This window comes from Clostridium perfringens ATCC 13124 (genome assembly GCF_000013285.1).
GTDB classification, from domain to species: Bacteria; Bacillota; Clostridia; order Clostridiales; family Clostridiaceae; genus Sarcina; species Sarcina perfringens.
On record NC_008261.1, the window covers coordinates 1,485,625 to 1,511,970 of the forward strand.

A 26,346-nucleotide genomic window follows, 5' to 3' on the forward strand; every position below is an offset into this window, starting at 1 on the left:
AAATAATATAAATTTGATATTATTTTTAATGGTACTAAAATTAATAGAAAATTAATAAAACTAAGGAGGAAAAGATGAGTTTATTAAAAAAATTAACTTTAGGTTTAATGGCAGTATCTACAACTTTAACTTTTATGGCCTGTTCTGGAAATAAAAGTAATGAAACAAATACTTCTATTAAATCTTTAAGCACAAAAGAAGTACAAGAAAATTTAAAAGATAATTCTTGGATAGCTGTGGATACACGTTTAAGTGATTCATATAATGGGTGGATATTATATGATGAAGCTAGGGGAGGACACATTCCAAATGCAGAGGACTTTTCTGCAAACTGGATAAAGGTTGATGCTAAGGATAAAGAAAATAAATTAGATGAAGCCTTAAAAACTAAAGGGATAACTACAGATAAGAAAATAATATTATATGATGCTAATGGAGAAGATTCAAAGGTAGTTGCTGATTATCTTTCAAAAAAAGGATATAAAAATCTTTACTCATATGATATTAAAGAGTGGGCTAGTGATAAAGATCTTCCTTTAGAGAAATATGAAGACTATAGTTTAATAGTTCCTGCTAAAATATTAAAGGAAGTTATTGATGGAAATAAACCAGAAACTTTTGAAAATGCTAAAAACATAAAGGTACTTGAGGCAAGCTGGGGAGATGAAAATCAAACATATGGAAAGGGACACGTTCCTACAAGTGTACATATAAATACAGACACTATAGAACCACCTCCAACTTGGATGCTTGCAGATGATAAGACATTAACTCAATTTGCTTCAGACTATGGAATTAATAAAGATGATACAATAATACTTACAGGTGCTGAGCAAATGGCAGCTTATCGTTTAGCTAGTGTTTTAAAATACATGGGTGTTAAAGATGTAAGAGTATTAAATGGGGGAGATGGAGCTTGGACTAGTGCTGGATATGAATTAGAAACTAAGGTTAATCCTAAAACTCCAGGAGTAGATTTTGGTGCTACTATACCAGCAGATCCTGAAGTAATTACTACTATACCAGAGCTTAAAGAAGACCTTAAAAAATCTGATTTTACTTTAGTTGATAACCGTACTTGGGATGAATATATAGGTAAAATATCAGGATATAGCTATCATGATAAAAAAGGCCGTATAGAAGGTGCTGTTTTTGGATACGCAGGAGTAAATGGTCCAACATCTTTAGAGTATTATAGAAATGTAGATAATACAATGAGAAATGGATATGAAATAGAAAAAATGTGGGAAGATCAAGGAATAAACTTAAAAAATCATCTTGCATTTATGTGTGGTAGTGGATGGCGTGCAGCTGAGGTTTACACTTATGCTAATGTAATGGGACTAAAAAATACATCTATATACAGTGATGGATGGATTGGTTGGAGTAATGGTGGAAATCCATCAATTACTGGAGAGCCTACAAAATAGTTCATGGATAAAATAAAAAAAATACTATATCCAATAATAGTAATAATTCAAACCATATTATGGATTGGGGTAATTGCTATTCAATATTTAACTAATAAAAAAGCTGGTGTAATGCACCATGTTTATTTTAGGAAATATCAATATTCAAATAGCATAAGTATTGAAAATTTAAATATTTTATCAATTATAGCTTTAATTATATCTTTAGTATTTTTTATATGGTTTATTTATTCTATAAAAGCTAAAAAGAGTGGTTTTTATAAAATTCAAACTATAATAACAAGCATTATGGCTATTATATTAATTCTTGTTATAAAGCTAACATTTTTTCAAAATCTTTTAGCTTATTATTACTTTATAATGATAGGAATTATAGTTTTAGTAATCCAGATTTTATGGAATGTAATTATAGCTATAAAATATAAATAACAAAAAAAACAAATCATCTTAGTATTTAATTAAGGTGGTTTGTTTTTTATCTAAAGTTTAAGTCTTATCAATTTTAAATAGGGATTTAAATAAATAATTATTAGCTTTAAATTTTAGAAATTTATTTTATAAAAGAACATATAATTATTTACTTATTTTAAAATTTATTAGAATAAGTATTAATAATATTTATTTAATATCGTATATAATATACTCGTAAATGAGTATAAAATTAAAAAAGAATAAATAAAAAAATATATAAAATAATAAATAAGAAAGAAAAATTTAAAGGAGGAAATAAAAATGAATGATAATCAAGTAGTATCTTTTAGAGATGAAAATGGAAAAAAGATTGAATATCTGGTTTTAGAACAAAAATTAATTTGTGGTGCAGAATATGTAGCAATGGCACCTAAAAATGATAAGACTCATGTGGAACTATTTAAGATTAATTTTGATAAAGATTGGAATGAAACTTTAGATTCTGTAGAATCTGAAAAGGAAATAAATATGTTTAAGCAAGTGTCTAATTTGAAATTTTAATAATTTATATTTAATTTAAAATAAGTACATATAAATTAGAATTTGTCACTATAAAACATATCTATATAAATATTATAATTGTTTTAGGCTCTGTTTTAAGTAAATCTTAACTTTTAAAACAGAGCTTATTTTAAAAAGATTTAGATAAAGGGGGAGAGGTTTAATTAATTTATTAATTAAACTAATAATTATGAGAAATTTAAAGGTTATGACATTTAATTTAAAATATGATTTTAAAGCACAAGACAATAATGAATGGAGTCAAAGATGTTTAAGAATTACAAAGCTAATAAAAGACCATTTGCCAGATATAATAGGTACTCAAGAGGGACTTATTCATATGTTAGATGATATGGATGATTTATTAGATGAGTATTCATGGGTTGGAGAAGATCGAGAAGGAAATGGGAAAGATGAATTTAATGCAATTTTCTTTTTAAAAAATAAGTTTGAAGTACTAGAGTGGAATCAATTTTGGTTATCTAAAACTCCTAATATTAAGGGAAGTAAAGATTTTAATAGTAGTCTTCCTAGAATATGTACTAAGCTTAAGTTAAAGGATAAAATAAGCGGATTAAAGATAGATATATATAACACTCATTTAGATCATGAAAGTGAACTTGCAAGGGAAGAAGGCATAAAAATAATATTAAAAGAAGTGAAGAAAAATTATAAAATTTATAAAACTCCATATATAATAATGGGTGATTTCAATTGTTATTTAGAGGATAATATTTTTAATATAATCAGGGAAGAAGAAACAAACAATACATGCTTTAATGTATGCTATGATAATATAAAAAATAACATACTTGGAACTTTTCATTATTTTAAAGGGGGATATGATGGGAGAATAATAGATTATATACTATACTCAAAGGAATGTGAAATAAAAAGTTTAAATATTGATGATAGAAAAATAAATGGGGGCTATCCTTCTGATCATTACCCAGTAATATGTGAATTAGAATTAAAATAGCAGTATATTCGTAGTATGTTGTCTTATTAATTTAATAAGGTATAATATAAATGGATTAAAAACTAATTGTAAATTATAATAAAGTTTATTCTTAGAGTTTTTAATTTTTTAAATCTAAATGAATCTTTTTATTAAGATTTTAGATTTTGACAAAATTTATAGCAGCATAATACGGAGGATAAAATGATTTTAAACACAAAAAGAGATGGACATGTTCATAGTACTTATTGCCCACATGGTAGTAATGATAGTCTAGATATGTACATTGATACTGCATTAAAAAATGGGATTACAGAAATAACTTTTACAGAACACATGCCACTACCTATGGAAGACCCTTCACCAAGAAAAAACAGTGCTTTACCTATGGAAAGATTAGAGGAGTACATAAAAGGAATAACTGAGTTAAAAGAAAAGGTTAAGGATAAAATTAAAGTTAATGTAGGCTTAGAGGTTGATTATGTTGAAGGGTATGAAGAAGAGACTAAAGCTATATTAAATAAATATGGAAAATATTTAGATGATGCAATTCTTTCAGTTCATATAGTGAAGTTTCAAGGAGAGTATTATCAAATAGGTAATGGATCAGATATGATTGGTGAATTAGTAGAGAAAATTGGCGGAATGGACAAACTTTATGATCTATACTATGAAACTATGTTAAAGTCAATTAAATGCGATCTAGGAGCCTTTAAACCTAAAAGAATAGGACATCCAACTTTAGTTAGAAAGTATAAAGCAGATTTTCCTAATGAAAAATATAATATTAAGCTTTTAGAGAGTATTCTAAAAGAAATGAAAAAAGGAAATTATGAAATTGATTTAAATACTTCAGGCCTTAGAAGAGCGAAATGTGGAGAGGTACATCCTCAAGGAATATTTTTAGATTTATGCTTAAAGTATAATATACCTATGGTATTAGGATCTGATTCTCATAGTTCAAAATATGTTGGAGTAGAGTTTGAGAAGGTTGCAAATATGATTTTCCCAGATTCAGAAGCAATATAAGACACTATAACTTATATAAATTTATTAAAAAATTTGTATGAGAAGAGATTTTAAAATAATTATCTATAAAGTTTTAATCTATAGATAATAAAAAAGCACAAGGAATAATTCCTTGTGCTTTTTTATTAATTACCGTATATAATTTTTTTAGTAACATCATTGTAGAACATTGTGTTTGGATAATCATTTTCAATTTCTTGCGCATATTTTTTAGATTCAGCACTGTTACCTTCTTTATTATATAAAATAGCTAAGTTATATAAACATTGAGGTGTGTACATAAAATCTTCAGCATCTGGTTTTGCCTTATAATCCTTTAAATATTCTTGGAAATACTTGATTGCCTCTGTATTTTTATCTAAGTTTTCATAAGAAGTTCCCATGAAATAAATTAAGTGAGGTCTCAAGTAAGAATCAGATGAAAAGGCATATGCTTTTTCAAAGTCCTTAAGGGCATCTTCATATTTTTTCTCTTTAAATAAATCTGATCCTTTTAGGTATAAATCCTTAACCCCATCAGTTTTCATTAAATTTTCTGCTTTATTATAAGCATCTAAGGCATCTTGAGGTACTTTATCCTTAGGAGTAGAAGTTAATAGTGTATAAAGAGAATTTATATCATTATTACTAATAGCTTTATTTAATTCATCAGCAGTAATAGTCTTAGTTTCTTTTTTTGAATCTTCATTTGTCTTATTGTCAGTTGAATTTTCAGTCTTGTTAGCATTATTATTAGCTTCTTCACTTGCTGTTATTTGATTTTTACTAGCATCTGTAGTTTTTATATTTTTTGTTACTCCATAAGCAAGTAATAAAACTATAGCACCTGAAACAGCTACAGCTATATACTTAACTGGTTTCTTTTTGTTAGATTTTTTAGCGTTAGATTTCTCGTTTTTAAAATTAGGAGTACTAATAACTTTAGGTTCATTATCATCCTTAGGTTTATCTTTAGATTTTTTAATTTCATCTTTTTTATGGAAATCTACCTTTGTCACATTATCAAGATGATTACTTTCAGTCTTTGAAGTTTCTTTAGCTTTATGATCTAATGGTTTTATATCATCAATCTTAACATCTTCTCTAGGTTTTTCTTTATTTATCTTAATAACTGGAGCTTGTTCAACCTTTTTGTTTTCTTTCTCTTTTTCAGTGTCTTTAGGTAATGGCTTAATTTCAGAATCTCTCTTTTCTAATTGCTTAGCATATTCTTTTTGAGCTTCTTCTTGAAGTCTAGCCTTAATTTCATCCTTCATAGTTTCACTGAATATAGTACTCATTGCTAGTTTTTTTTCATCTAAATTATTAAATTTATCAAGTTTTGTTCTAGCTTCCTCATTGTTATTATACTCAGCATTTATTTTCCAAGAAACAATAGCGTCGCTTATTCTGTTAAGCTTTTCAAGGGCTCTACTTTCTAGTGTAAGAGCTTCCTCGTTATTATAGTCCTTATCAAGTACTTTTTCACATATATCTAATGCTTCTTCATAATTCCCATTTTCATATTGAGCTAACGCTTTTTTAAGTTTTTTATCATATTTACTCATAGCTTTATAGCTCCTCCTTTTTCAATAATTTTTATCAAACATATTTCGATAAAATAAATAAGTATCTGTCTAAATTCTAATTATACATTATATATATAAAATTTTACAATATATTTTTGGCAAAACTATGTCAATGTTCTTATTTTTTTTACAAAATAAGATTTTATTATATAAAAAAGGAGCAAAAATAGTAAAATTAATCTATTTAGGAGTTTTACCATTATTTAAAAATTAAATTTTAAATGATAGTTATAAATAAGCAAAAAAGAACTATAAACAGAGTCTAAAATTATTTTTTATTAATTAAAAATAATGTGAAGAAAATGTTTATAGTTCATATTTTAAGCCTTTTAATATTACTAAATTAAAAAGTCATTATATACAGCATCTGAAGGCATTCTCCAATCACCTCTAGGAGAAAGTGATATAGAACCAACCTTTGGTCCATCTGGAAGAGCAGAACGCTTAAATTGTTGAGTAAAGAATCTTCTTATAAACTTATCTAGCCATTTTTTTAGAGTTTCTTCATTATAATCATTTTTAAATGCTTCCTTAGCTAAGAATAGTATTCTTTCAGGACTTGATCCATGCTTTATAAAATGATATAAGAAGAAATCATGAAGTTCATAAGGGCCAACAATGTCTTCTGTTTTCTGAGCTATTTTACCTTCTTTATCCTTTGGTAATAATTCTGGACTTACAGGAGTATCTAAAATATCTAATAAAGCTTCCTTAGCATCATTTGAAATTTCATGATTAGCAAAATAATTAACTAAGAATCTAACTAAAGTTTTAGGAATAGAGCAGTTTACTGAGTACATTGACATATGATCTCCATTATAAGTACACCATCCTAAAGCTAGTTCAGAAAGATCTCCAGTACCTATTAATAATCCACCTTCCTTATTAGCTAAATCCATAAGTATTTGAGTTCTTTCTCTTGCTTGAACATTTTCATATGTTACATCATGAATATCTTTATCATGTCCTATATCTTCAAAATGTTGAAGAGCAGCATTTACTATATTTATTTCTCTAAAATCACAGTGAAGTTCCTTGCATAAAGTTACTGCATTATTATAAGTTCTATCTGTAGTTCCAAAACCAGGCATAGTTATAGTTATTATATTTTCTCTTGGTATATTTAGCATATCAAAGGTTTTTACCACAACTAATAGGGCAAGAGTAGAATCCAATCCTCCTGAAATACCAATTACTGCTTTCTTAAGGTTTGTATGCTCTAATCTTTTAGCAAGGGCAGCAGCTTGTATGTTTAATATTTCTTCACAACGTGCTTCCATAGCATACTGAGATTTTGGTAAGAAAGGATGTTTATCTATTTCTCTATCAAAGTTTTTAATCTCTGTATTTTCTAAATTAAAAGGAATAAATCTAGGTTCATTATTTTCATTAAAAGTTGAATTTCTAAAACTTATATTTTTTATTCTTTCTGCGTCTAATTTAAATAAATCAACTATACCAGTTAATAAATCATTTTCTCTTTTGAATCTATTATTTTCTTTTATAATAGTTCCATTTTCAGCTATTATCATGTGACCACTAAATAATAAATCTGTAGTTGATTCATGAACTCCTGCTGAAGAATAAATATAAGAACACATTGTTCTAGCACTTTGGTTTTGAACTAATGATTTTCTATAAGAACTTTTTGATACAAGTTCATTAGAAGCTGAAAGGTTACAAATAAGGTTAGCACCCATTAAAGCTAAATTAGAGCTAGGTGGTATAGTAACCCAAAGATCTTCACAAATTTCAAAACCTACTTTTAAATTTTTAAATGAGAATATTAAATCAGTTCCAAAAGGTACTTCCTTTTGAAAATCTAAATCAACATTTAATCCTTTTATATTAAAACCTTCTGTAAACCATCTTTTTTCATAAAACTCAGAGTAGTTTGGTATGTAGCTTTTTGGCACTATACCTAAAACTTTTCCATTTAATATTACATATGCGCAATTATATAAGGAATATCTATATAAAAAAGGAGCACCAACAGCCATTAAAATATCTTTGCCTTTAGAAAATTCAACTAGATTTTTTATTGCTAAATTACAATTTTCAATTAACTTTTTGTTGGTAAATAAATCACCACAAGAGTATGCTGATATACTTAGCTCAGGAAAAACTAAAACCTTAACTTCTTCTTCTATAGCATTTAAAATCATAGTTTCTATTTCTTTAAGATTATATTTTGTATCGCTTATTTTTAATTTAGGTGAAGCTGCACCTACTTTTATGAAATCCATAGCATCATCTCCAGTATATTTTTATTTTTAGTATTTCTATAGTAATAAAAGTTTATCCTTTAAGTAAAACTAGATTTTTAAATAATATTTTCTTATAGTAGTAACTTTTACTAAACAAAACTATATATTAAATATTAATGTGAATTTATAAGAAAATCAACAGGAGATAAATAGTATTAATTAACTCTTATTAAGTTTAAAAATATTATTTAAAAAAGTTTAAAATAGTACTTGAAATAATAATGTATAAACTGTATAATAAAGTAAATATTAATAAAAAGTTAAAATTAATAAAAAAAGGAGGGGGCAAACTATGTTATGGCTTTGGGTAGTAGTTATTCTAGCTGGAATAATAATAGACTATTTAAGTTCTGATGTTCTATTTGTTGGATTTTCCTTTGGGGCTTTAGGTGGTTTAGTATTAGCATTTCTAGATGTGAATGTAATATTACAATTCATACTATTCTCCATAATAACAATTTTATTTTTCTTCTATGTTTATCCTAAAATTAAAAGAAAGATAAAAGTAGATAATATAGGAACAAAAACCATGGAACAATCCTATATAGGAAGAAAAATTATATTAGATGAAAATGTAGAAGATTCATCATTGATTAAATTTGAGGGGATTTATTGGACATTTAAAAGTGTTAGTGGACCATTAAAGAAAGGGACAGAAGTCGAGATCATAGGAATAGAAGGAAATAAAATTCTAATAAAAAAATAAAAACTAGGAGGGGTTACTCATGGTAGCTACTGTAATTATTATAATCTTATTATTAATAGTGTTATTTGCAGCAATTTCATCAATCAAGGTTGTAAATACAGGATATGTTTATGTGTTAGAACGTTTTGGACAATTTAGTAAAATTTTAGAGCCAGGTTGGCATTTAGTTATTCCTTTCGCTGACTTTGTAAGAAAGAAAATTTCAACAAAGCAACAAATTCTAGATATACCTCCACAATATGTAATAACAAAAGATAACGTAAAAATTGAAATTGATAATGTTATATTCTATAAAGTATTAAACGCTAAAGATGCTGTTTATAATATAGAAGATTTTAAATCAGGTATAGTTTACTCAACAATAACAAACATGAGAAACATAGTAGGTAATATGTCTTTAGATGAAGTTTTATCAGGTAGAGATAAAATAAACTTAGAGCTTTTAACAATAATAGATTCTATAACAGATGCTTATGGTATAAAGATACTTTCTGTAGAAATTAAAAATATAATTCCTCCAGCTGAAATTCAAGATGCCATGGAAAAACAAATGAAGGCAGAAAGAGATAAGAGAGCTACTATATTACAAGCTGAAGGTTTAAAACAAAGTGAAATAGCAAGAGCAGAAGCTGAAAAGCAAGCTAAAATTTTAAGAGCTGAGGCTGAAAAAGAAGCTAATATAAGACATGCTGAAGGTTTAAAAGAATCTCAATTACTTGAAGCTGAAGGTAAGGCTAGAGCTATTGAAGAGGTTTCAAAGGCAGAAGCTGCAGCTATTGAAAGAATAAATACTTCAATAATTGAATCTGGAACTAACGAAGTAGTAATTGCTTTAAAACAAGTTGAAGCATTAAAAGAAATGGCAGCTAACCCAGCTAATAAGCTTATTTTACCTAATGAAGCAGTTTCTTCTTTAGGAAGTATAGCAGCTATTGCTGATATTTTAAAAGAAAATAAAGAGAATAAATAATTATTATTAGGAATATACTATTTTTGAGTCTTTAAAAAGGCTTACGTAGGCATTAATTTTTCCCTTTGCTTTAAAGAGTAAAGGGATTTTTTTATTTAGGTATAAATTAGTAATTTATATATTCATAAAAAAATGTTATCATATAAAATGTAATTTCAATGTAGAAAGAGGATTTTAAAATGAGTAATTATTTTTGGTGCGATGTAAATTTAAAAAATATAGAGAATAATATAAATGTAATAAGAGATTTAATACAAAATAAAAAGCTAATTGCAGTTATAAAGGGAGATGCTTATGGATTAGGCAGTAAAAAAATTGCTGAATTTATAGAAGATAAGGTTGACATAATAGCAGTAGGTAATATTGATGAGAGCTTATGCTTAGATAATATTAATAAGGATATACTTATCTTATCACCTTTATGTACAAAAGATGATTTTAAAGATGAAAGAGATAATTTAATATTAACTTTAGATAATGAGGAAATATTAAATGAATTAGATAAGGAAACAAAGAAAAGAGTACATATATATGTAGATACAGGTATGAACAGAATGGGTATAAAGCCTAACAAGTTAGATTCATTTATAGAAAGAATTAAAAATGAATTTCCTAACCTTGAAATAGATGGTATCTATACTCATTTACATAATGCTAAGGATGTTAATTATACCTTAAAACAAATAGAATTATTTAAATCTACAGTTGAAAAGTATAAAGATAAAGTAAGAATAATACACTGCATGGCGTCAAGTGCTATTGTAAATGATCAATTAAGAAAAGCATGTGATTTTACTACAGGGGCAAGAGCCGGTAATGTTCTTTATGGATATATAGGCTTTAATAAAGGAATTAAAAAGACTTATGAATACTATGCAAAACCAGTAAATACCTATAAAGTTTCAAAGGGACAAACTGTAGGATATGGTTGTCTTTTTAAGGCAGATAAGGATATGGAAATAGGAATAATTGAATGTGGTAATGTTCATGGCTTAGGCATAAGCAGAGAAATTAAAAATAATGTTTTCTATGATATATTTAGAATGATTTATAGAAGATTTAAAGAGAGAAGTGTAATATTTAATAACAATGTACCTGTAAAAATATTAGGAAAAGTAAATATGAATATAACTATTATTTCTATGGAAAACTGCTCTAAAGATTCAGTTTTAAAAGTTGATATTTCACCTATAATATCAGATTCAAGCATAGAAAAAAGATATATTTATTAGAAGCGAAAATTTATATTTTTAAGAAACATAAGGCTAAACAAATCTAGTCTTATGTTTTTTTTATTTTTTGTAATATTTTAAGAGTTAAAACACTACCTTTTAATATAGCCTAAAAAGAAAATAATGCTAATGAAATATTGATTTATTAAAATCACAATTAACTAGTAATTTTAAAGTAGTGTACTAAGGATTTTAGATTTTTAAATTATTTATTTATGGGAGGGAAAATATCATGAAAGAAAATCTAAAATTAGGCATTATACTTTGTTTAATAACCTCTTTTGCAGGAGTATTCTTAGGTTTTGCAAATGAATTTACAAAAGAAGTTATTGCTCAAAATGCAAAGTTAAGTGCAGATGATTTAAAAGAAATATTGCCTAAAGCAAATAAATTAGAAGATTTTGCTTTTGAAAAGAATGAAGATTCAACTATATCAGAAGTGTTCCAAGCTAAAAATGGTTCTGAAAATGAAGGATATATTATAAAAGTTTCTCCAAAGGGATTTAATGGGCCAATAGATATGGTAGTAGCTATTGATAAGAATAGAGAAATTAGTGGAGTTAAAGTATTATCCCAAGCAGAGACTCCAGGTTTAGGAGCTAAGGTTGAAGAGAGTTCTTTTTCTGAAAAGTTTAAAGGGTTAACCATTGAAGATAATATAAAAATAGTTAAAACCTCACCAAGTTCTCAGGGGGAAATTCAAGGAATAACAGGAGCAACCATATCATCAAATGCTGTTTCAAGTGGAATAAATGATGCAATTAGTTTTTATAAAGAAAATGTTTTAGGAGAAGATCTATCAAAGGAAAAGATCTTAAATTTATCAAAGATTAACCTAGAAGGAGACCTAAAGGAATTAACTATTGAATTAGAAGAGGGAATAGATAAGGTTTCTATAGTATCTAATGGAGAAAAAGAGATTGGTTATGCCATAGAAGCTAGTGAAGTTGGTATGTATGAAGAGAAACCAATTAAATTTGCCCTTGGAATTTCAACAGGTGGAATAATTACAGGGGTACAAATAATAGATCATAAAGAAACTGCTGGTTTAGGAGATTTAATAGAAGATGAAAACTTTTTAAATTCTTTTATAGGAGTATCTTCCCTAGATAAACTTTCAGTTAAAGAAAACACAAATGAAATTGATTTAAGTGTCTATGGTGAAGTGGTTAATGTTGATTCAATAAGCGGAGCAACTAAGAGCTCAATGGCTATTATAAAAGGAATTACTAATGTGATTAATTTCTATAATAATAATCTTAGTTAAATTAGGGAGGGATATTTTTGAAAGTTTTATTTGAAAGATTAAAAAATGGTATAGTTACTGAAAATCCTATATTTGTTCAAGTATTAGCTATGTGTCCAACCCTAGCAGTTACTTCAAGTGTTGAAAATGCCGTGGGCATGGGAATAGCTTCTACAGTGGTTTTAATTTTTTCTAATATGATAATTTCAGCCTTAAGAAAGTTTATACCAAATAAAATAAGAATTCCTGCATATATAGTTATAATTGCATCCTTTGTTACTGTGGTTGATATGTTAATGAATGCTTATGTTCAATCATTATATAAATCCTTAGGAATTTTCATACCTCTTATAGTAGTTAACTGCGTTATATTAGGGAGAGCTGAGGCTTATGCTTCAAATAACAAAATCCTACCATCTATTTTTGATGCCATTGGAATGGGAATTGGATTTACTATAGCGTTATTTTCTATAGGAACTTTTAGAGAAATACTAGGTGCTGGAACATTTTTAGGAAAGAGCATTATGCCAGAGGGATTTAAGCCAGCTACTATTATGATATTAGCTCCAGGTGCATTTTTAACCTTAGGAGCATTAATGACTTTCTTAAATTATAGAAATATAAAGAAAGCTGAAAAGCAAGGGAAAAAGGCTAAATGTTTAGAACATAATTGTAGCACTTGTTCTGGATGCAGTAAAAATTCTTAATAAAATATATGGGGATTAGAGGTGAAGTTTATGGAATTATTTCTGATTTTTATTGGAGCTATGCTTGTTAATAACTTTGTTTTATCACAATTTTTAGGAATATGTTCATTTATAGGAGTTTCAAAAAAGAAGGATGCTGCAGTAGGAATGGGACTTGCGGTTACCTTTGTAATGGTATTAGCTAGTATAATTTCTTGGCTTGTTTATAATCTTGTTTTAGATAAATTTAATATAACTTATTTAAAAACAATAGTTTTTGTTCTTGTTATAGCTTCCTTAGTTCAATTTGTGGAGATGGTTGTTAAAAAATATAGTCCTAGTTTATATAAAGCCTTAGGTATATTTTTACCCTTAATAACTACAAACTGCGCTGTTTTAGGAATGGCTGTTACTAATGTGGAAGAAGGATATAATCTTATTCAATCAATAGTACATGCTTTAGGGGCTGCTGGAGGATTTATGCTTGCTATAGTATTAATGTCATTTTTAAGAGAAAAAATAGATGACAATGAAGAAATACATCCATATTTTAGAGGATTACCAATAACTCTTTTTACAGCAGCACTTATGTCTATTGCCTTTTTAGGATTCCAAGGACTTATATAGATCAGGAGGCGATTAAATGGACTTTTCAAGTATATTTTATTCTATTTTAGTTTTAGGTGTATTAGGTTTTTTATTTGGGATTCTTTTAGGATTTGCATCTAAAAAGTTTGAAGTTAAAGTAGATGAGAGAGTTACTAAAATAAGAGAGATTTTGCCAGGAGCTAACTGTGGAGGGTGTGGCTATCCAGGGTGTGATGCCTATGCTAATGCTTTAGTTTATGAAGGAGCTGATATTAGTTTGTGTGGAGTAGGTGGCCAAAATGTAGCTAAGCAAATTGGTGAAATATTAGGAGCAAAGGTTAAACCTGTTGAAAAGAAAGTTGCTTTTGTAAAGTGTATGGGAGATTGTAAAAATAAAAAGATTCAATTAAATATTCCAGAAAATAAAAATTGCATAGAGGCTAAAGAATTTTTAAAAGATAATGAAAGTGAAGGATGTAGCTTTGGATGCTTTGGATTAGGAAGCTGTAAAGATGCATGTAAATTTGAAGCAATAAGTATTATAGATGGTATAGCAAAAGTTGATTCTTCAAAATGCGTAGCATGTAAAGCTTGTGTAAGTGCATGTCCACAAAATCTTATAGATATAATAAAGGAAGATCAAAAGGTAATTGTTAGTTGTAATTCTAATGATAGTGGAAAAATTGTAAATCAAAATTGCTCCGTAGGATGCATAGGATGTAAGCTATGTGAAAAAAATTGTCCAAGTAAAGCCATAAGGATTGAAAATAACCTTGCAATAATTGATTATGAAAAATGTACATCTTGTGGGATATGTGTATCTAAATGTCCTAAAAAAGCAATAAATTTAAGAAAAAATAACAATGAAATTTTTTAAAACCCTTGAAAAAAAATAAAAAAACTTTAAAATAAGTGTTAAGTTTCTATTTAGGAGGTTAATATGATTAGCAAAAGAGAAGATTATATTTCATGGGATGAATATTTTATGGGAGTTGCATTAATTAGTGCTAAAAGAAGTAAAGATCCAAACACTCAAGTTGGAGCTTGTATAGTTGATAATGATAATAAAATAGTAGGTATTGGATACAATGGTTTTCCTAAAGGATGTTCAGATGATGATCTGCCTTGGGGAAATAAGGGAGATTTTTTAGAAACAAAATATCCATATGCATGTCATGCTGAACTAAATGCTATTTTAAATAGTACAGGTAAGAATGTTAAAAACTGCAGAGTATATGCTACTTTGTTCCCTTGTAATGAATGTGCAAAGGCAATAATTCAAGCTGGGATAACTGAAGTAATATACCTTTCAGATAAATATAAGGATACTGACATTGTTAAGGCATCTAAATTTATGTTTGATAAAGCAAATGTAAAATATAGATACTTAGGAAGCAATAGAGAAAATTTATTAATATCATTTAAGCCAGAGGATGTTTAAAATAAATAAACCCCATAGTATTATCTATGGGGTTTATTTTAAGATAAAATTTATAATAGTTGACAATTTTTATTAGGTATAGTATATTTTGAATATCAAAATATTTGGTTTGACATTCAAAATATTTGAATTTTATACCTAATGATTTTGAAGTAAGGGAGCGATTTTAGGATGAAGGAAAGTGAATTAGTATTAAATAATATTTTAGTGAAATTATTCAATAATATTTTGAGAATAGAGGAATTTGCATTAAAAAGTGCACCATTTAATGATTTATCTATAACAGAAATGCATACTATAGAGGCCATAGGGATAGAGAAAGCAAGAACAATGTCAGAGGTGGCATTTGATTTAAAAATAACAGTAGGTACTTTAACAACTGCTATAAACAAATTAATAAAAAAAGGATATGTAAATAGAAGAAGAATAGAAGAAGATAGAAGAGTTGTTATGATAGAACTTACAGAGAAAGGAACTCTAGCTTATAAAGTACATGAAAAATTTCATGAAGAAATGATAGATCATGTTTTAGAGGAACTAGGTGTTGGTGAAGAGGAGGTTTTAATAAGTTCTCTAGATAAGTTAGATAAGTTCTTTCAAAAGAAACTAGAACTTATGAAATCAAAGGAGAGTTAATATGAAAAATGCTAAAATGATAGGCTTTGGCTTATATACACCTAAAAACTTAGTAGAAAATGAAAGATTACAAGAATTTTTAGAGACTAGCGATGAGTGGATTAGAACTAGAACCGGAATAGAAAGAAGATATATTTCATTAGATGAAAACACTTCTGATTTAGCAGTAGAGGCTAGTAAGAAAGCTTTAAATCAAGCAGGGTTAAGTGCTGAAGATATAGATTTAATAATATTAGCTACTGTAACTCCAGATAACTTCACTCCATCTACAGCTTGTATTGTGCAAGATAAGTTAGGAGCTAAAAATGCATGGGCCTTTGATATAAATGCGGCATGCACTGGATTTATATATGCACTTAAACTAGGCAGATCTTTAATAAGATCAGGTGAGGCTAAGAATGCCTTAATAATAGGTGCAGAAACTTTATCAAAAGCACTAAACTGGGAAGATAGAGGAAGTTGTGTTCTTTTCGGAGATGGAGCAGGAGCTACTGTTCTTACAAGTACAGAAGAAGATTGTGGAATAAAATGTGTAAATGTAAAATCTGATGGTTCTAAGGGAGATTCCCTTGTTATTCAGGGGTTACCTCTAAATAGTCCATTTAAAGATGGAAGAGAAGTTTCTGAAAATTACATAAACATGAATGGAAGAGAGATATTTAAGTTTGCAACAAAAGTAATGGAAGAAAGTATAGTAGAGATTTTAGAAAAAGAAAACATAAAAATAGAAGATATAGATGCTATAATTCCTCATCAAGCAAATTTAAGAATTATAGATTACGTAGTTAAAAGATTAGGAATACCAAGAGAAAAGTTCATAACAAATTTACAGAATTATGGGAATACATCAGGGGCAAGCATTCCAATAGCCCTTTGTGAATCAATTAATGAAGGTAATTTGAAAAAAGGAGATAACATAATAATGGTTGGCTTTGGTGGAGGACTTACTTGGGGAGCCGCTTTAATTAAGTTATAATTCTTAAAAAAACAAAAATCTAGAAAATAATACTAAATGAGAATATAATTATAGATATATTTATTTTTAATCCGTTAAATTTTGGGAGGTATTTTAATGGCTAAACTAGGATTTTTATTTGCAGGGCAAGGAGCCCAATATGTAGGAATGGGCAAAGAATTCTTTGATAACTTTGAAGAAAGTAAAGAAGTATTTAAAAGAAGTAGTGAAGCCTTAGGCATAGATATGGAAGAACTTTGTTTTAATGATCCTGAGGGATTATTAAATAAAACTGAATTTACTCAGCCTGCAATAATAACTACAAACATGGCTATACTTACAGCACTAGATAAATTAGGAGTTAAATCTCATATAAGTTGTGGATTAAGCTTAGGAGAATATTCTGCACTTATTCATAGTGGTGCCATTAATTTTGAAGATGGAGTTAAACTAGTTAAAAAAAGAGGTAAATTTATGCAAGAAGCTGTGGCAGAAGGTATTGGTGGAATGGTTGCAGTTTTAAGAATGACTCCAGAACAAGTTGATGAAATAATAGAAAAAAGTTCTCCATATGGAATAGTTGAGGGTGCAAATTATAATTCACCTGGCCAAATTGTTATTTCTGGAGAATTAGTAGCTTTAGAAAAAGCTATGGAATTTATAAAAGAAGTTGGTGGAAGAGCTATAAAATTACCTGTATCAGCTCCATTTCACTGTTCAATGTTACAGCCAGCAGCTGAGAAATTAGAAGATGAATTAAATAAAATTTCAATAAATAAATTAAATGGAATTGTTATGTCTAATGTTAAGGGAGAAGCCTATTTAGAAGATGATAATATAATAGAACTTTTAACTTCTCAAGTTAAAAAGCCTGTTTTATTTATAAATGATATAGAAAAAATGATTGAAAGTGGTGTAGATACTTTTATCGAAATAGGTCCTGGTAAAGCTTTAAGTGGATTTGTTAAAAAAATAAATAAAAATGTTACAGTGCTTAATGTAGAGGATTTAAAATCTTTAGAAAAAACATTATCAAAATTAAGAGAGATGGAGGTACTTTAACCTATGTTAAAAGATAAAGTAGCAATAGTAACTGGTGGAACAAGAGGAATTGGAAGAGCAATCGCTTTAAAATTAGCAGATCATGGAGCTAATATTGTTATAAATTATAGAAATTCTGATAAAGAGGCAGAAGAATTAAAAGCCATTTTAGAAGGAAAAGGGGTAAAAGTTCTTACTGTAAAATGTGATATAAGTAATTTTGAAGATTCTAAAAATCTTATGGATAAATGTAAGGAAGTATTTGGGAAAATAGATATACTTGTAAATAATGCAGGTATAACAAAGGATACCTTAATTATGAGAATGAAGGAAGAAGACTTTGATAATGTAATAGATGTAAACTTAAAAGGTACATTTAATTGTGCAAAGCATGCTTCTGCCATAATGTTGAAACAAAGGTTTGGTAAAATTATAAACATGACTTCTGTTGTAGGTATAGCTGGGAATGCTGGTCAAGTAAATTATGCAGCATCAAAGGCTGGTGTTATAGGATTAACTAAATCTTTAGCTAAAGAATTAGGAAGTAGAGGAATAACTGTAAATGCTGTAGCACCTGGATTTATAAATACTGATATGACAGCTTCTTTATCTGAAAAAGTTAAAGAGGAAGCTTCTAAAAATATTCCTTTAAAAAGATTAGGAGACCCTGAAGACGTTGCTAACTTAGTAGGATTCTTAGCATCAGATGCAGCAAATTATATAACAGGTCAAGTCATAAATGTAGATGGCGGAATGGTAATGTAGGAGGAGTAATTATTATGGAAAACAGAGTTGTTATAACGGGATTGGGAGCAATTACACCAATTGGAAACAATGTAAAGGAGTTTTGGACCAATGCTAAAAAAGGTGTTTGTGGAATTGATGAAATAACTTTATTTGATGCTAGTGATTATAAAGTTAAAATTGCAGGAGAAGTTAAAAACTTTAAAGCAGAGGATTTTATAGATAAAAAGGAAGCTAAGCGTTTAGATAGATTTACTCATTTTGCTCTTGCAGCTACAGAAGAGGCAATGAAGGATGCTAAATTAGACTTAAAGGATGAAAATGTAGATCCAAATAGAGTAGGAGTTATAGTTGGTTCAGGAATAGGTGGATATGGTACCTTAGAAGCACAATTTGATGTTTTATTAACTAAAGGACCAAATAGAGTTTCACCTTTTGCAATTCCATCAGGAATAATAAACTTAGTTGCTGGAAATATTGCTATTAAGTATGGGGCAAAAGGAGTATGTGAATCACTAGTTACTGCCTGCGCTACAGGGGTAAGCTCTATAGGTGCAGCTTATAGAAGTATAAAACATGGATATTCAGATATAGTTATATCAGGTGGATCAGAAGCTTCTATAACTAGAGCTGCCATTGCAGGATTTACTAATCTTAAGGCATTAAATACTAATAATGATCCTAAAAGATCTTCAATACCTTTCGATAAAGAAAGATCTGGATTCGTTATGGGAGAAGGCGCTGGAATATTAATATTAGAAAGTTTAGAGAGTGCTCAAAAAAGAGGTGCTAGAATCTATGGAGAAATTATAGGATATGGTGCAACTTGTGATGCATATCATATAACTTCACCTGATCCAGAAGGTGATGGAGCTAAGAGAGCTATAGAAGCAGCTATAGAAGAAGGAAAAATAAATAAGGATGAAATTTCATATATAAATGCACATGGAACAAGTACTCCTTTAAACGATAAATTTGAAACTTTAGCTATTAAAGGATGCTTTGGTGAAAAAGCTTATGATATACCAGTTTCATCAACAAAATCAATGACTGGTCATTTATTAGGAGCAGCTGGAGCTATAGAATCAGTAATATGTGTTAAAGCTTTAGAAGAAGGATTTATTCCACCAACAATAGGATATAAAGTTCCTGATGAAGATTGTGACTTAGATTATGTTGTAAATGAGGGTAGAGAAGTAGAATTAAATTATGTAATCAATAATGCATTAGGATTTGGTGGTCATAACGCATCATTATTATTTAAAAAGTGGGATTAGGAGTTGAAATTATGAATCTTAATGAAATTAAAGAGCTTATAGATAAAATCGATTCTTCTAATATTGCTTATTTTGAGGTTAAAGTAGATAATTCATATATAAAGATGGATAAATCTCTAACTAGAAATTTATTAGAAGAAAAGAAAGCTTCAAATCTAGAAGAAACAGAAAAAACTGATATATCAGAAGAAAAAAATGAATCAATTTCAAAGGTTGAGGAAGTCAAATCACAGCCTAAAGAAGAGATAATTCAAGATGAAGACTTATACTTAGTTACTTCACCTATGGTAGGTACATTCTATGAATCACCTGGAGTTGGAGAAAAGAGTTATGTTTCTATAGGAAGCAAAATTTCTTCAGGAGATGTTTTATGTATAGTTGAAGCAATGAAACTTATGAATGAAATTGAAAGTGAAGTATCTGGAGAAATTGTTGATATATTAGTTCAAAATGGAAATATGGTTGAATATGGTCAACCCTTATTTAAAGTTAGGAGAGCATAATTATGATGAATATAAATGAGATTAAAGAAATACTTCCTCATAGATATCCTTTTTTACTTGTTGATAAAGTAGAGGAGATAACTGAAAGTAAAGTTGTAGCATATAAGAATGTAACAATAAACGAACCTTTTTTTCAAGGACATTTTCCAGATTATCCAGTAATGCCAGGGGTTTTAATAGTAGAGGCCTTAGCTCAGGCAGGTGCTATAGCACTATTAAATAAAGAAGAGTTTAAAGGAAAAACTCCTTTCTTTGCAGGGATAGACAAAGTCAGATTTAAAAAACAAGTTTTACCAGGTGATACTCTAAGACTTGAAGTTGAAATAATAAAACTTAGAGGAAGCATTGGATTTGGTAAAGCTACGGCTACTGTAGATGGAAAAATCGCTTGTTCTGGAGAAATTATGTTTGCAATAGGTTAGGTGATTTAATTATGTTTAAAAAGATATTAATAGCAAATAGAGGTGAAATAGCTGTTAGAATAATACGTGCTTGTAGAGAATTAGGAATTCTTACTGTAGCTGTTTATTCTGAAATAGACAAAGATGCACTACATGTGCAGTTAGCTGATGAAGCAGTTTGTATAGGTCCATGGAATTCTAAAGAAAGTTACTTAAATATTCAAAATATATTAAGTGCTTGTGTTTTAACTGGGGCTGAAGCTATTCATCCTGGATTTGGTTTTTTATCTGAGAATCCAAGATTTGCTAAGATGTGTGAAGAGTGTAATATTGAGTTTATTGGCCCTAATTGGAGAGCTATAGAACTTATGGGAAACAAAGCTATGGCAAGAGAAATAATGAAAAAGGCTGATGTTCCTGTTGTACCTGGATATGAAGGTGAAATTGAAAGTCCAGAGTTTGCTTTAAAGATAGCTAAAAAAATAGAATTCCCTGTAATAGTAAAGGCTTCCTCAGGTGGTGGTGGAAAAGGAATAAGAATAGTTTATAAAGAAGAAGATTTTATTTCAAATTACAACACAGCTAAATCAGAGGCTCAAGCAAACTTTGGTGATGATAAAATTTACATTGAGAGATTTGTTGAAAATCCTAAACATATAGAAGTACAATTATTATGCGATAAGCATGGAAATGCCCTTCACCTTTTTGAGCGAGATTGTTCAGCTCAAAGAAAAAATCAAAAAGTTTTAGAAGAAGCTCCTTCATCAATTTTAAGTGATGAACAAAGGGATAAACTTGGTAAGATTGCAGTTAAAGCAGCTAAAGCTGTAAACTATAGCAATGTTGGAACAATTGAATTTTTACTAGATAAAAATGGTGAATTTTATTTTATGGAAATGAACACAAGAATACAAGTTGAACATCCTATAACTGAAATGATAACAGGTGTTGATCTTGTTAAGGAACAAATAAAAGTTGCATTTGGTAAGGAGTTAGAAATAACTCAAGATGATTTAAAGATAAATGGTCATTCCATAGAATGCAGAATAAATGCTGAAGATCCAAGTAAAAACTTTATGCCATGCCCTGGTTTAATAAAGGAAATTAATTTCCCAGGAGGATTTGGAGTTCGTTTAGATACAGCAATTTATTCTGGATATAAGATACCCCATTGTTATGATTCAATGATTGGTAAGCTAATAGTTCATGGTAAAGATAGAGAAGAGGCAATTTCTAAAATGAAAAGGGCTTTAGATGAATTTGCTATTGATGGTATAACAACTAACATAGACTATCACTTTTTAATATTGGATCATGAAGATTTTAAAAATGGTACTTATAATACTTCATTTTTATCTGAAAAGTTGGTGAATAAGTATGATTAAGAATTTATTAAATAAAAGAAAGTATATAACTGTTAGTTCAGTTGAATTAAATGATACTGAATTAAATGAAGATGAAAAACCAAATATACCCTCTGGTATGTGGAGCAAGTGTGAAAAGTGTGCAAAAATCTTATATACTGAAGATTTAAGAGAAAATTTTAATGTGTGTCCTAATTGTGGTCATCATTTTAAGTTAGGAGCATATGAAAGAATTAAATATTTAACAGATGAAAATACTTTTGTTGAGTTTGACAAAAAAATGGTTGGAAGAAATCCCTTAGATTTTAATGGATATGAAGAGAAGATTAAAGGATATCAAAAGAAAAGTCATGTTATTGAAGGGGTTGTAACAGGAGAAGCTTATATTGCTCAGAGAAAAGTAGTTCTTTGTGTAATGGATTCTAATTTTATGATGGGAAGTATGGGAACGGCTGTTGGTGAAAAGATTACTAGAGCCATTGAATATGCAACTAAAAATAGACTTCCTTTAATAATATTTACTTGCTCTGGTGGAGCGAGAATGCAAGAGGGAATATATTCTCTTATGCAAATGGCAAAGGTTAGTGGGGCAATTTATAGACATGGTAGAGAGAACTTATTATATATTACAGTATTAACAAATCCTACTACTGGTGGGGTAACTGCTAGCTTTGCCATGGAAGGCGATATCATATTAAGCGAGCCAGGATGTTTAGTTGGTTTTGCAGGTAGAAGGGTAATAGAAGGAACTATTAATGAAAAGTTACCTGATGATTTCCAAACTGCAGAATTTTTATTGGAAAAAGGATTTATAGATAAGATAGTACAAAGAAAAGATTTAAAACAAGTAATAACTTCTCTTTTAAGAATGCATGAGGTGGATTATGAGTAGAGAACTAATAAGAACAGCAGATGCATGGAATAAAGTAAAAATAGCTAGAGATCCTAATCGTCCTAATGCAAAATTTTATATAAATGAAATATTTGATGAATTTATAGAATTACATGGGGATAGAAACTTTGGAGATGATAAAGCAATAATTGGAGGAATAGCTCTTTTAAATAATCTAAGTTTTACTGTTATAGGCATATGCAAGGGTGAAAATACAAAGGAAAATATAAAAAGAAACTTTGGTATGCCTCACCCAGAAGGATATAGAAAAGCATTAAGACTTATGAAACAAGCAGAAAAATTTAAAAGGCCTGTTATTTGCTTTGTAGATACTCCAGGAGCTTTTTGTGGCATAGGTGCAGAAGAGAGAGGACAAGGGCAAGCTATAGCTCAAAACTTAGTTGAACTTATGGGATTAAAGGTTCCTGTAATATCAATAGTTATTGGAGAAGGTGGAAGTGGAGGTGCTTTAGCCTTAGCTGTTGCAGATAAAGTATTTATGCTAGAACACTCTATTTATTCTGTATTATCTCCAGAGGGCTTTGCATCTATATTGTGGAAAGATTCTTCTAGAGCTGAGGAAGCTGCTAGTGTAATGAAAATAACTGCTCAGGATTTAAAAAGCTTTAATATAATAGATAAAATAATAAAAGAACCTAGGGGAGGAGCACATAAAAATCCAATTAAAATGGCTCAAAACATTAAAAAGACAATTTTAGAAGCCTTAGGTGAAATGAAGGGTACTGATTTAGATACCTTATTAAATGAAAGATACAATAAATATAGAAATATAGAAAATAATCTATAATCATATAAAATAAAACACATGAGCTAAAAAACTCATGTGTTTTTTATTAAAATTAATTCCTCTTTAAATTAATATTTACTTAAAGAGAGGATTAAAATTTAGTTTGTAAGCATTTTTATTAGTATATCTATTATTGACTTGTTTTTCCTTAAGGCATCTACATAATCAGCAACGTGAAGTTTATAATACTCTTTGCCTTCATCTGTTATTCTATACATCTTTTTTGTTCTTTTATTTATAAAGTCATCCCCTATCCAATAACTTGTAACTAAGCCTTTTTGCTCTAAGTCATAAAGTGTATCATAAATTGTACTAGATGATACTGGGAATGGAAGAGGAGCACTAGAAAATTCATCTCTAAAAGCTTCTAAAACTTTATTACCAAAAACCTCATGTCCCTTTGAAAGTTCTTTTAGTACATAAAAAGAATATAATTGTTTTGCATTTATAATATTTCTTGGTGCGACCATACGAGTTCTTCTATCCAAAAAAACTTCACCTCCAATTTTACATTTTATATTATAAGTATAACTCAATTTATTCCAAAAAGTAATTAACAATTTGTGATTTCTTGAATATACTATACTATACAAAAGAAGTGAGGTGGAATATTATGTCAAGAAAATGTTGTTGCTCATGCAATTCTTGTAGAAGAAATTCTTGTGGATGTGGAAATAATTGTGGCGGCTGTGGAAACTGTGGTGGATTCAACAATTGCGGAGGATTTGGTAATTGTGGATTTGGAGCTTGTGGAGGATTTCCTTTACTTTGGCTTCTTCTATTAGGCTGTGGCGGTTTTGGAAACTGTGGCGGAAACTGGTTTTAATTAATATCTAATTTAAAATATAGATTAGTTGTATAAGATAGGAGGTTTTCTCCTATCTTATAATTTTTCATAAGTTTCTTTTAGTAATAAGGCATCTTTTTCTAAAAGAGGACTTTCACATATTATACATCCCTTTACTTTATAATCCTTAAGTGCCCTTAAGCATTCAATAAAGTTAAAATCACTTTCTAAAAAAGGTAAGTGGTTTCTTTCCCCTTTGTCTGTGTAGTGAATTCCAGACATATGAATATGTAAATCTTCTAAGGCTTCATTTCCTAAATTATCTTTTATATATTCTAAAATTTCTGCAAAATCTTTATATTCTTTTAAAGCACCAATTCCTCTAGCATGTATATGAGAAAAATCAATACATAATTTGCAAGATGGCACTTCTTTACATATATCAACTAATTCTTGTAGGTTTCCGAATTGAGTTCCCTTACCTGTAGTTTCTAATCTATAATCTACACCTTCATAAGGTAGTTTCTTTAAGTTTTTCTTTATTTCCTTTAAAGCTTCTTCTTTTGAGGCTTTTAAATAAAATCCTGGATGGAATACTAAGCTTCTACCTCCAACACTTTTTAATGCTTCAGCACCTTTAAGTATTCTTTCAATAGATTTTTCTTTCTTTTCCTCTTCTTCAGCATTTAAATTTATAAAATAAGAACCATGAGCTGAAAGATAAAAATCATTTTTTTCTTTAGCTTCTATTATTTTATCTCTGTTTTTAGCTGTAACATTAACGGATCTAACAAAAGGAAGCTCCATAGCTTCTAGTCCTATTTTTTTTAAGTATTCAATTCCTGTTGAGTAATTGAATTTCTGGCCCTCTTCACCTATTGGTAAACCTGAAATTCCAAATAAAAGTTTTTCCATGTTATCACCTCTTACTAAAGTATAGCAAAACACTAGGAATTCTTCAATAGAAAGGAATTATTATTTAATATGAATTATAATCTATCAAATTTATTAATTTATACATAATTTTTTAAGTTTTTTTCAGAAAAAATGCAATTATTCGAAATAAATATTGCATTTTACACTATAGTTATTTAAAATTATTAATAGAAACTATCATATGGAGTGTGAAAAATGGAAGAAAGATTGCAAAAATACATGGCAAGGTGTGGAGTAGCATCAAGAAGAAAATGTGAAGAAATAATTTGCAGTGGAAAAGTAAAGGTTAATGACATTGTTGTTGACTCCCTTGGGACTAAGGTTGATCCATCAGTAGATGTTGTTAGCGTTAATAATAAAGTAATACGTCCTGAGGAAAATAAAGTATATATAATGTTAAATAAGCCTGAAGGATATGTTACAACAAATAAAGATGAAAAAAATAGAAAGACCATATTAGATATAGTAAAGGTGAATGAAAGAATATATCCTATAGGACGTCTTGACTATGACAGTTCAGGATTACTTTTATTAACTAATGATGGAGATGTATACAATAAGATAATACATCCAAGAGTTAATTTAAATAAAGAATATATTGCCTTAGTAAAAGGAATTTTTACAGAGGAAGAAATGAATAAATTTAGAAAAGGCGTAGATATAGGAGACTATAAAACAGCAGAATGTGAAATAGAATTACTAGAAAAATACACAAATAGCTGTAAAGTTAAAATAATCATTCATGAAGGCAAAAATAGACAGATAAGAAGAATGTGTGCTGCCTTTAATCATGAAGTTGTTTCTTTAAAAAGAGAAGCTATTGGAAGCTTGACCTTAAAGAATTTAAAGAAAGGAGAATGGAGATATTTAAGTAGTTCAGAAGAGAATTATATAAAATCTCTATAGTAA

At 28.6% G+C, this 26,346-nt stretch carries 29 protein-coding genes; 25 read left to right on the forward strand and 4 right to left on the reverse strand.

Annotated features, from left to right (window positions below; translation table 11 throughout):
• Window positions 1–74: 74 nt before the first annotated feature.
• The 5 genes from CPF_RS06385 (at window position 75) to hisJ (ending at window position 4,389) form a co-directional block, all read left to right on the forward strand.
• Entirely contained in the window at window positions 75–1,430 is a 1,356-nt protein-coding gene (locus CPF_RS06385) for a rhodanese-like domain-containing protein (RefSeq protein ID WP_011590661.1), read from the forward strand.
• 3 nt (window positions 1,431–1,433) lie between these two features.
• Window positions 1,434–1,859, forward strand: coding sequence for a hypothetical protein (locus CPF_RS06390; protein ID WP_003458538.1), 426 nt, complete (start codon window positions 1,434–1,436; stop codon window positions 1,857–1,859).
• A gap of 303 nt (window positions 1,860–2,162) precedes the next feature.
• Window positions 2,163–2,402 carry a DUF1292 domain-containing protein gene (locus tag CPF_RS06395; RefSeq protein ID WP_003448834.1) on the forward strand — a complete coding sequence of 80 codons (240 nt, stop codon included), beginning with the start codon at window positions 2,163–2,165 and terminating at the stop codon, window positions 2,400–2,402.
• A gap of 190 nt (window positions 2,403–2,592) precedes the next feature.
• Window positions 2,593–3,381 carry an endonuclease/exonuclease/phosphatase family protein gene (locus CPF_RS06400; RefSeq protein WP_011590662.1) on the forward strand — a complete coding sequence of 263 codons (789 nt, stop codon included), beginning with the start codon at window positions 2,593–2,595 and terminating at the stop codon, window positions 3,379–3,381.
• 183 nt (window positions 3,382–3,564) lie between these two features.
• A complete protein-coding gene (hisJ, locus tag CPF_RS06405) occupies window positions 3,565–4,389 on the forward strand; it encodes a histidinol-phosphatase HisJ (RefSeq protein WP_011590663.1) in 825 nt (274 codons plus the stop codon).
• A gap of 125 nt (window positions 4,390–4,514) precedes the next feature.
• Here the strand turns inward: hisJ and CPF_RS06410 are convergent, their stop codons facing one another.
• On the reverse strand, window positions 4,515–5,936 hold the full coding sequence (locus tag CPF_RS06410; RefSeq protein WP_011010208.1) for a tetratricopeptide repeat protein: 1,422 nt from the start codon (window positions 5,934–5,936) through the stop codon (window positions 4,515–4,517).
• 359 nt (window positions 5,937–6,295) lie between these two features.
• Complete coding sequence (locus CPF_RS06415) at window positions 6,296–8,203, reverse strand: NAD(+) synthase (protein ID WP_011590664.1); 1,908 nt, start codon at window positions 8,201–8,203, stop codon at window positions 6,296–6,298.
• Window positions 8,204–8,516: 313 nt separating this feature from the next.
• On the opposite strand from CPF_RS06415, the gene CPF_RS06420 reads away from it, so the two are divergent.
• The 18 genes from CPF_RS06420 (at window position 8,517) to CPF_RS06505 (ending at window position 23,714) form a co-directional block, all read left to right on the forward strand.
• Window positions 8,517–8,930: an NfeD family protein gene (locus CPF_RS06420; protein ID WP_003448822.1), complete on the forward strand. Its 414-nt coding sequence runs from the start codon at window positions 8,517–8,519 to the stop codon at window positions 8,928–8,930.
• Between the two features lie 19 nt (window positions 8,931–8,949).
• Entirely contained in the window at window positions 8,950–9,900 is a 951-nt protein-coding gene (locus tag CPF_RS06425; protein ID WP_003477756.1) for an SPFH domain-containing protein, read from the forward strand.
• A gap of 179 nt (window positions 9,901–10,079) precedes the next feature.
• Window positions 10,080–11,132 carry an alanine racemase gene (locus tag CPF_RS06430; RefSeq protein WP_003475565.1) on the forward strand — a complete coding sequence of 351 codons (1,053 nt, stop codon included), beginning with the start codon at window positions 10,080–10,082 and terminating at the stop codon, window positions 11,130–11,132.
• A gap of 232 nt (window positions 11,133–11,364) precedes the next feature.
• On the forward strand, window positions 11,365–12,399 hold the full coding sequence (locus tag CPF_RS06435) for an RnfABCDGE type electron transport complex subunit G (RefSeq protein WP_011590665.1): 1,035 nt from the start codon (window positions 11,365–11,367) through the stop codon (window positions 12,397–12,399).
• 17 nt (window positions 12,400–12,416) lie between these two features.
• Window positions 12,417–13,085, forward strand: a complete 669-nt coding sequence (locus tag CPF_RS06440; RefSeq protein ID WP_003470400.1) for an RnfABCDGE type electron transport complex subunit E — start codon at window positions 12,417–12,419, stop codon at window positions 13,083–13,085.
• A gap of 30 nt (window positions 13,086–13,115) precedes the next feature.
• Window positions 13,116–13,691 carry an electron transport complex subunit RsxA gene (gene rsxA / locus CPF_RS06445; protein ID WP_003448909.1) on the forward strand — a complete coding sequence of 192 codons (576 nt, stop codon included), beginning with the start codon at window positions 13,116–13,118 and terminating at the stop codon, window positions 13,689–13,691.
• Window positions 13,692–13,707: 16 nt separating this feature from the next.
• On the forward strand, window positions 13,708–14,529 hold the full coding sequence (locus CPF_RS06450) for an RnfABCDGE type electron transport complex subunit B (RefSeq protein ID WP_003470383.1): 822 nt from the start codon (window positions 13,708–13,710) through the stop codon (window positions 14,527–14,529).
• A gap of 63 nt (window positions 14,530–14,592) precedes the next feature.
• Entirely contained in the window at window positions 14,593–15,093 is a 501-nt protein-coding gene (locus tag CPF_RS06455; RefSeq protein ID WP_003470410.1) for a deoxycytidylate deaminase, read from the forward strand.
• Window positions 15,094–15,264: 171 nt separating this feature from the next.
• The gene (locus tag CPF_RS06460) at window positions 15,265–15,729 is read left to right on the forward strand and encodes a MarR family winged helix-turn-helix transcriptional regulator (protein ID WP_003470412.1); all 465 of its coding nucleotides are present in this window, start codon (window positions 15,265–15,267) and stop codon (window positions 15,727–15,729) included.
• Window position 15,730: 1 nt separating this feature from the next.
• Window positions 15,731–16,705, forward strand: coding sequence for a beta-ketoacyl-ACP synthase III (locus CPF_RS06465; RefSeq protein ID WP_011590666.1), 975 nt, complete (start codon window positions 15,731–15,733; stop codon window positions 16,703–16,705).
• A 96-nt stretch (window positions 16,706–16,801) separates the two neighbouring features.
• Window positions 16,802–17,746, forward strand: coding sequence for an ACP S-malonyltransferase (gene fabD / locus CPF_RS06470; protein WP_003466538.1), 945 nt, complete (start codon window positions 16,802–16,804; stop codon window positions 17,744–17,746).
• Between the two features lie 3 nt (window positions 17,747–17,749).
• On the forward strand, window positions 17,750–18,490 hold the full coding sequence (gene fabG, locus CPF_RS06475; RefSeq protein WP_003458601.1) for a 3-oxoacyl-[acyl-carrier-protein] reductase: 741 nt from the start codon (window positions 17,750–17,752) through the stop codon (window positions 18,488–18,490).
• A gap of 14 nt (window positions 18,491–18,504) precedes the next feature.
• Window positions 18,505–19,746: a beta-ketoacyl-ACP synthase II gene (gene fabF / locus CPF_RS06480; RefSeq protein ID WP_003458580.1), complete on the forward strand. Its 1,242-nt coding sequence runs from the start codon at window positions 18,505–18,507 to the stop codon at window positions 19,744–19,746.
• A gap of 11 nt (window positions 19,747–19,757) precedes the next feature.
• Window positions 19,758–20,249 carry an acetyl-CoA carboxylase biotin carboxyl carrier protein gene (accB, locus tag CPF_RS06485; protein WP_003458640.1) on the forward strand — a complete coding sequence of 164 codons (492 nt, stop codon included), beginning with the start codon at window positions 19,758–19,760 and terminating at the stop codon, window positions 20,247–20,249.
• A gap of 2 nt (window positions 20,250–20,251) precedes the next feature.
• On the forward strand, window positions 20,252–20,671 hold the full coding sequence (fabZ, locus tag CPF_RS06490; RefSeq protein ID WP_003448879.1) for a 3-hydroxyacyl-ACP dehydratase FabZ: 420 nt from the start codon (window positions 20,252–20,254) through the stop codon (window positions 20,669–20,671).
• 11 nt (window positions 20,672–20,682) lie between these two features.
• The gene (locus CPF_RS06495) at window positions 20,683–22,035 is read left to right on the forward strand and encodes an acetyl-CoA carboxylase biotin carboxylase subunit (protein ID WP_003458585.1); all 1,353 of its coding nucleotides are present in this window, start codon (window positions 20,683–20,685) and stop codon (window positions 22,033–22,035) included.
• The gene (gene accD, locus CPF_RS06500) at window positions 22,028–22,906 is read left to right on the forward strand and encodes an acetyl-CoA carboxylase, carboxyltransferase subunit beta (RefSeq protein WP_003458574.1); all 879 of its coding nucleotides are present in this window, start codon (window positions 22,028–22,030) and stop codon (window positions 22,904–22,906) included. The genes CPF_RS06495 and accD overlap by 8 nt, the downstream gene beginning before the upstream one ends.
• A complete protein-coding gene (locus CPF_RS06505) occupies window positions 22,899–23,714 on the forward strand; it encodes an acetyl-CoA carboxylase carboxyltransferase subunit alpha (RefSeq protein ID WP_003458527.1) in 816 nt (271 codons plus the stop codon). Before accD ends, CPF_RS06505 begins: the two co-directional genes overlap by 8 nt.
• Window positions 23,715–23,812: 98 nt before the next feature.
• On the opposite strand, the gene CPF_RS06510 is transcribed toward CPF_RS06505, so the two are convergent.
• A complete protein-coding gene (locus CPF_RS06510) occupies window positions 23,813–24,202 on the reverse strand; it encodes a PadR family transcriptional regulator (RefSeq protein ID WP_003470407.1) in 390 nt (129 codons plus the stop codon).
• 125 nt (window positions 24,203–24,327) lie between these two features.
• Here CPF_RS06510 and CPF_RS06515 point away from each other — a divergent pair, with 125 nt between their 5' ends.
• Complete coding sequence (locus CPF_RS06515; protein ID WP_041702661.1) at window positions 24,328–24,540, forward strand: hypothetical protein; 213 nt, start codon at window positions 24,328–24,330, stop codon at window positions 24,538–24,540.
• Between the two features lie 57 nt (window positions 24,541–24,597).
• Here the strand turns inward: CPF_RS06515 and CPF_RS06520 are convergent, their stop codons facing one another.
• Entirely contained in the window at window positions 24,598–25,416 is an 819-nt protein-coding gene (locus CPF_RS06520; protein WP_011590668.1) for a TIM barrel protein, read from the reverse strand.
• 216 nt (window positions 25,417–25,632) lie between these two features.
• On the opposite strand from CPF_RS06520, the gene CPF_RS06525 reads away from it, so the two are divergent.
• The gene (locus CPF_RS06525; protein ID WP_003449361.1) at window positions 25,633–26,343 is read left to right on the forward strand and encodes a pseudouridine synthase; all 711 of its coding nucleotides are present in this window, start codon (window positions 25,633–25,635) and stop codon (window positions 26,341–26,343) included.
• Window positions 26,344–26,346 lie beyond the last annotated feature (3 nt).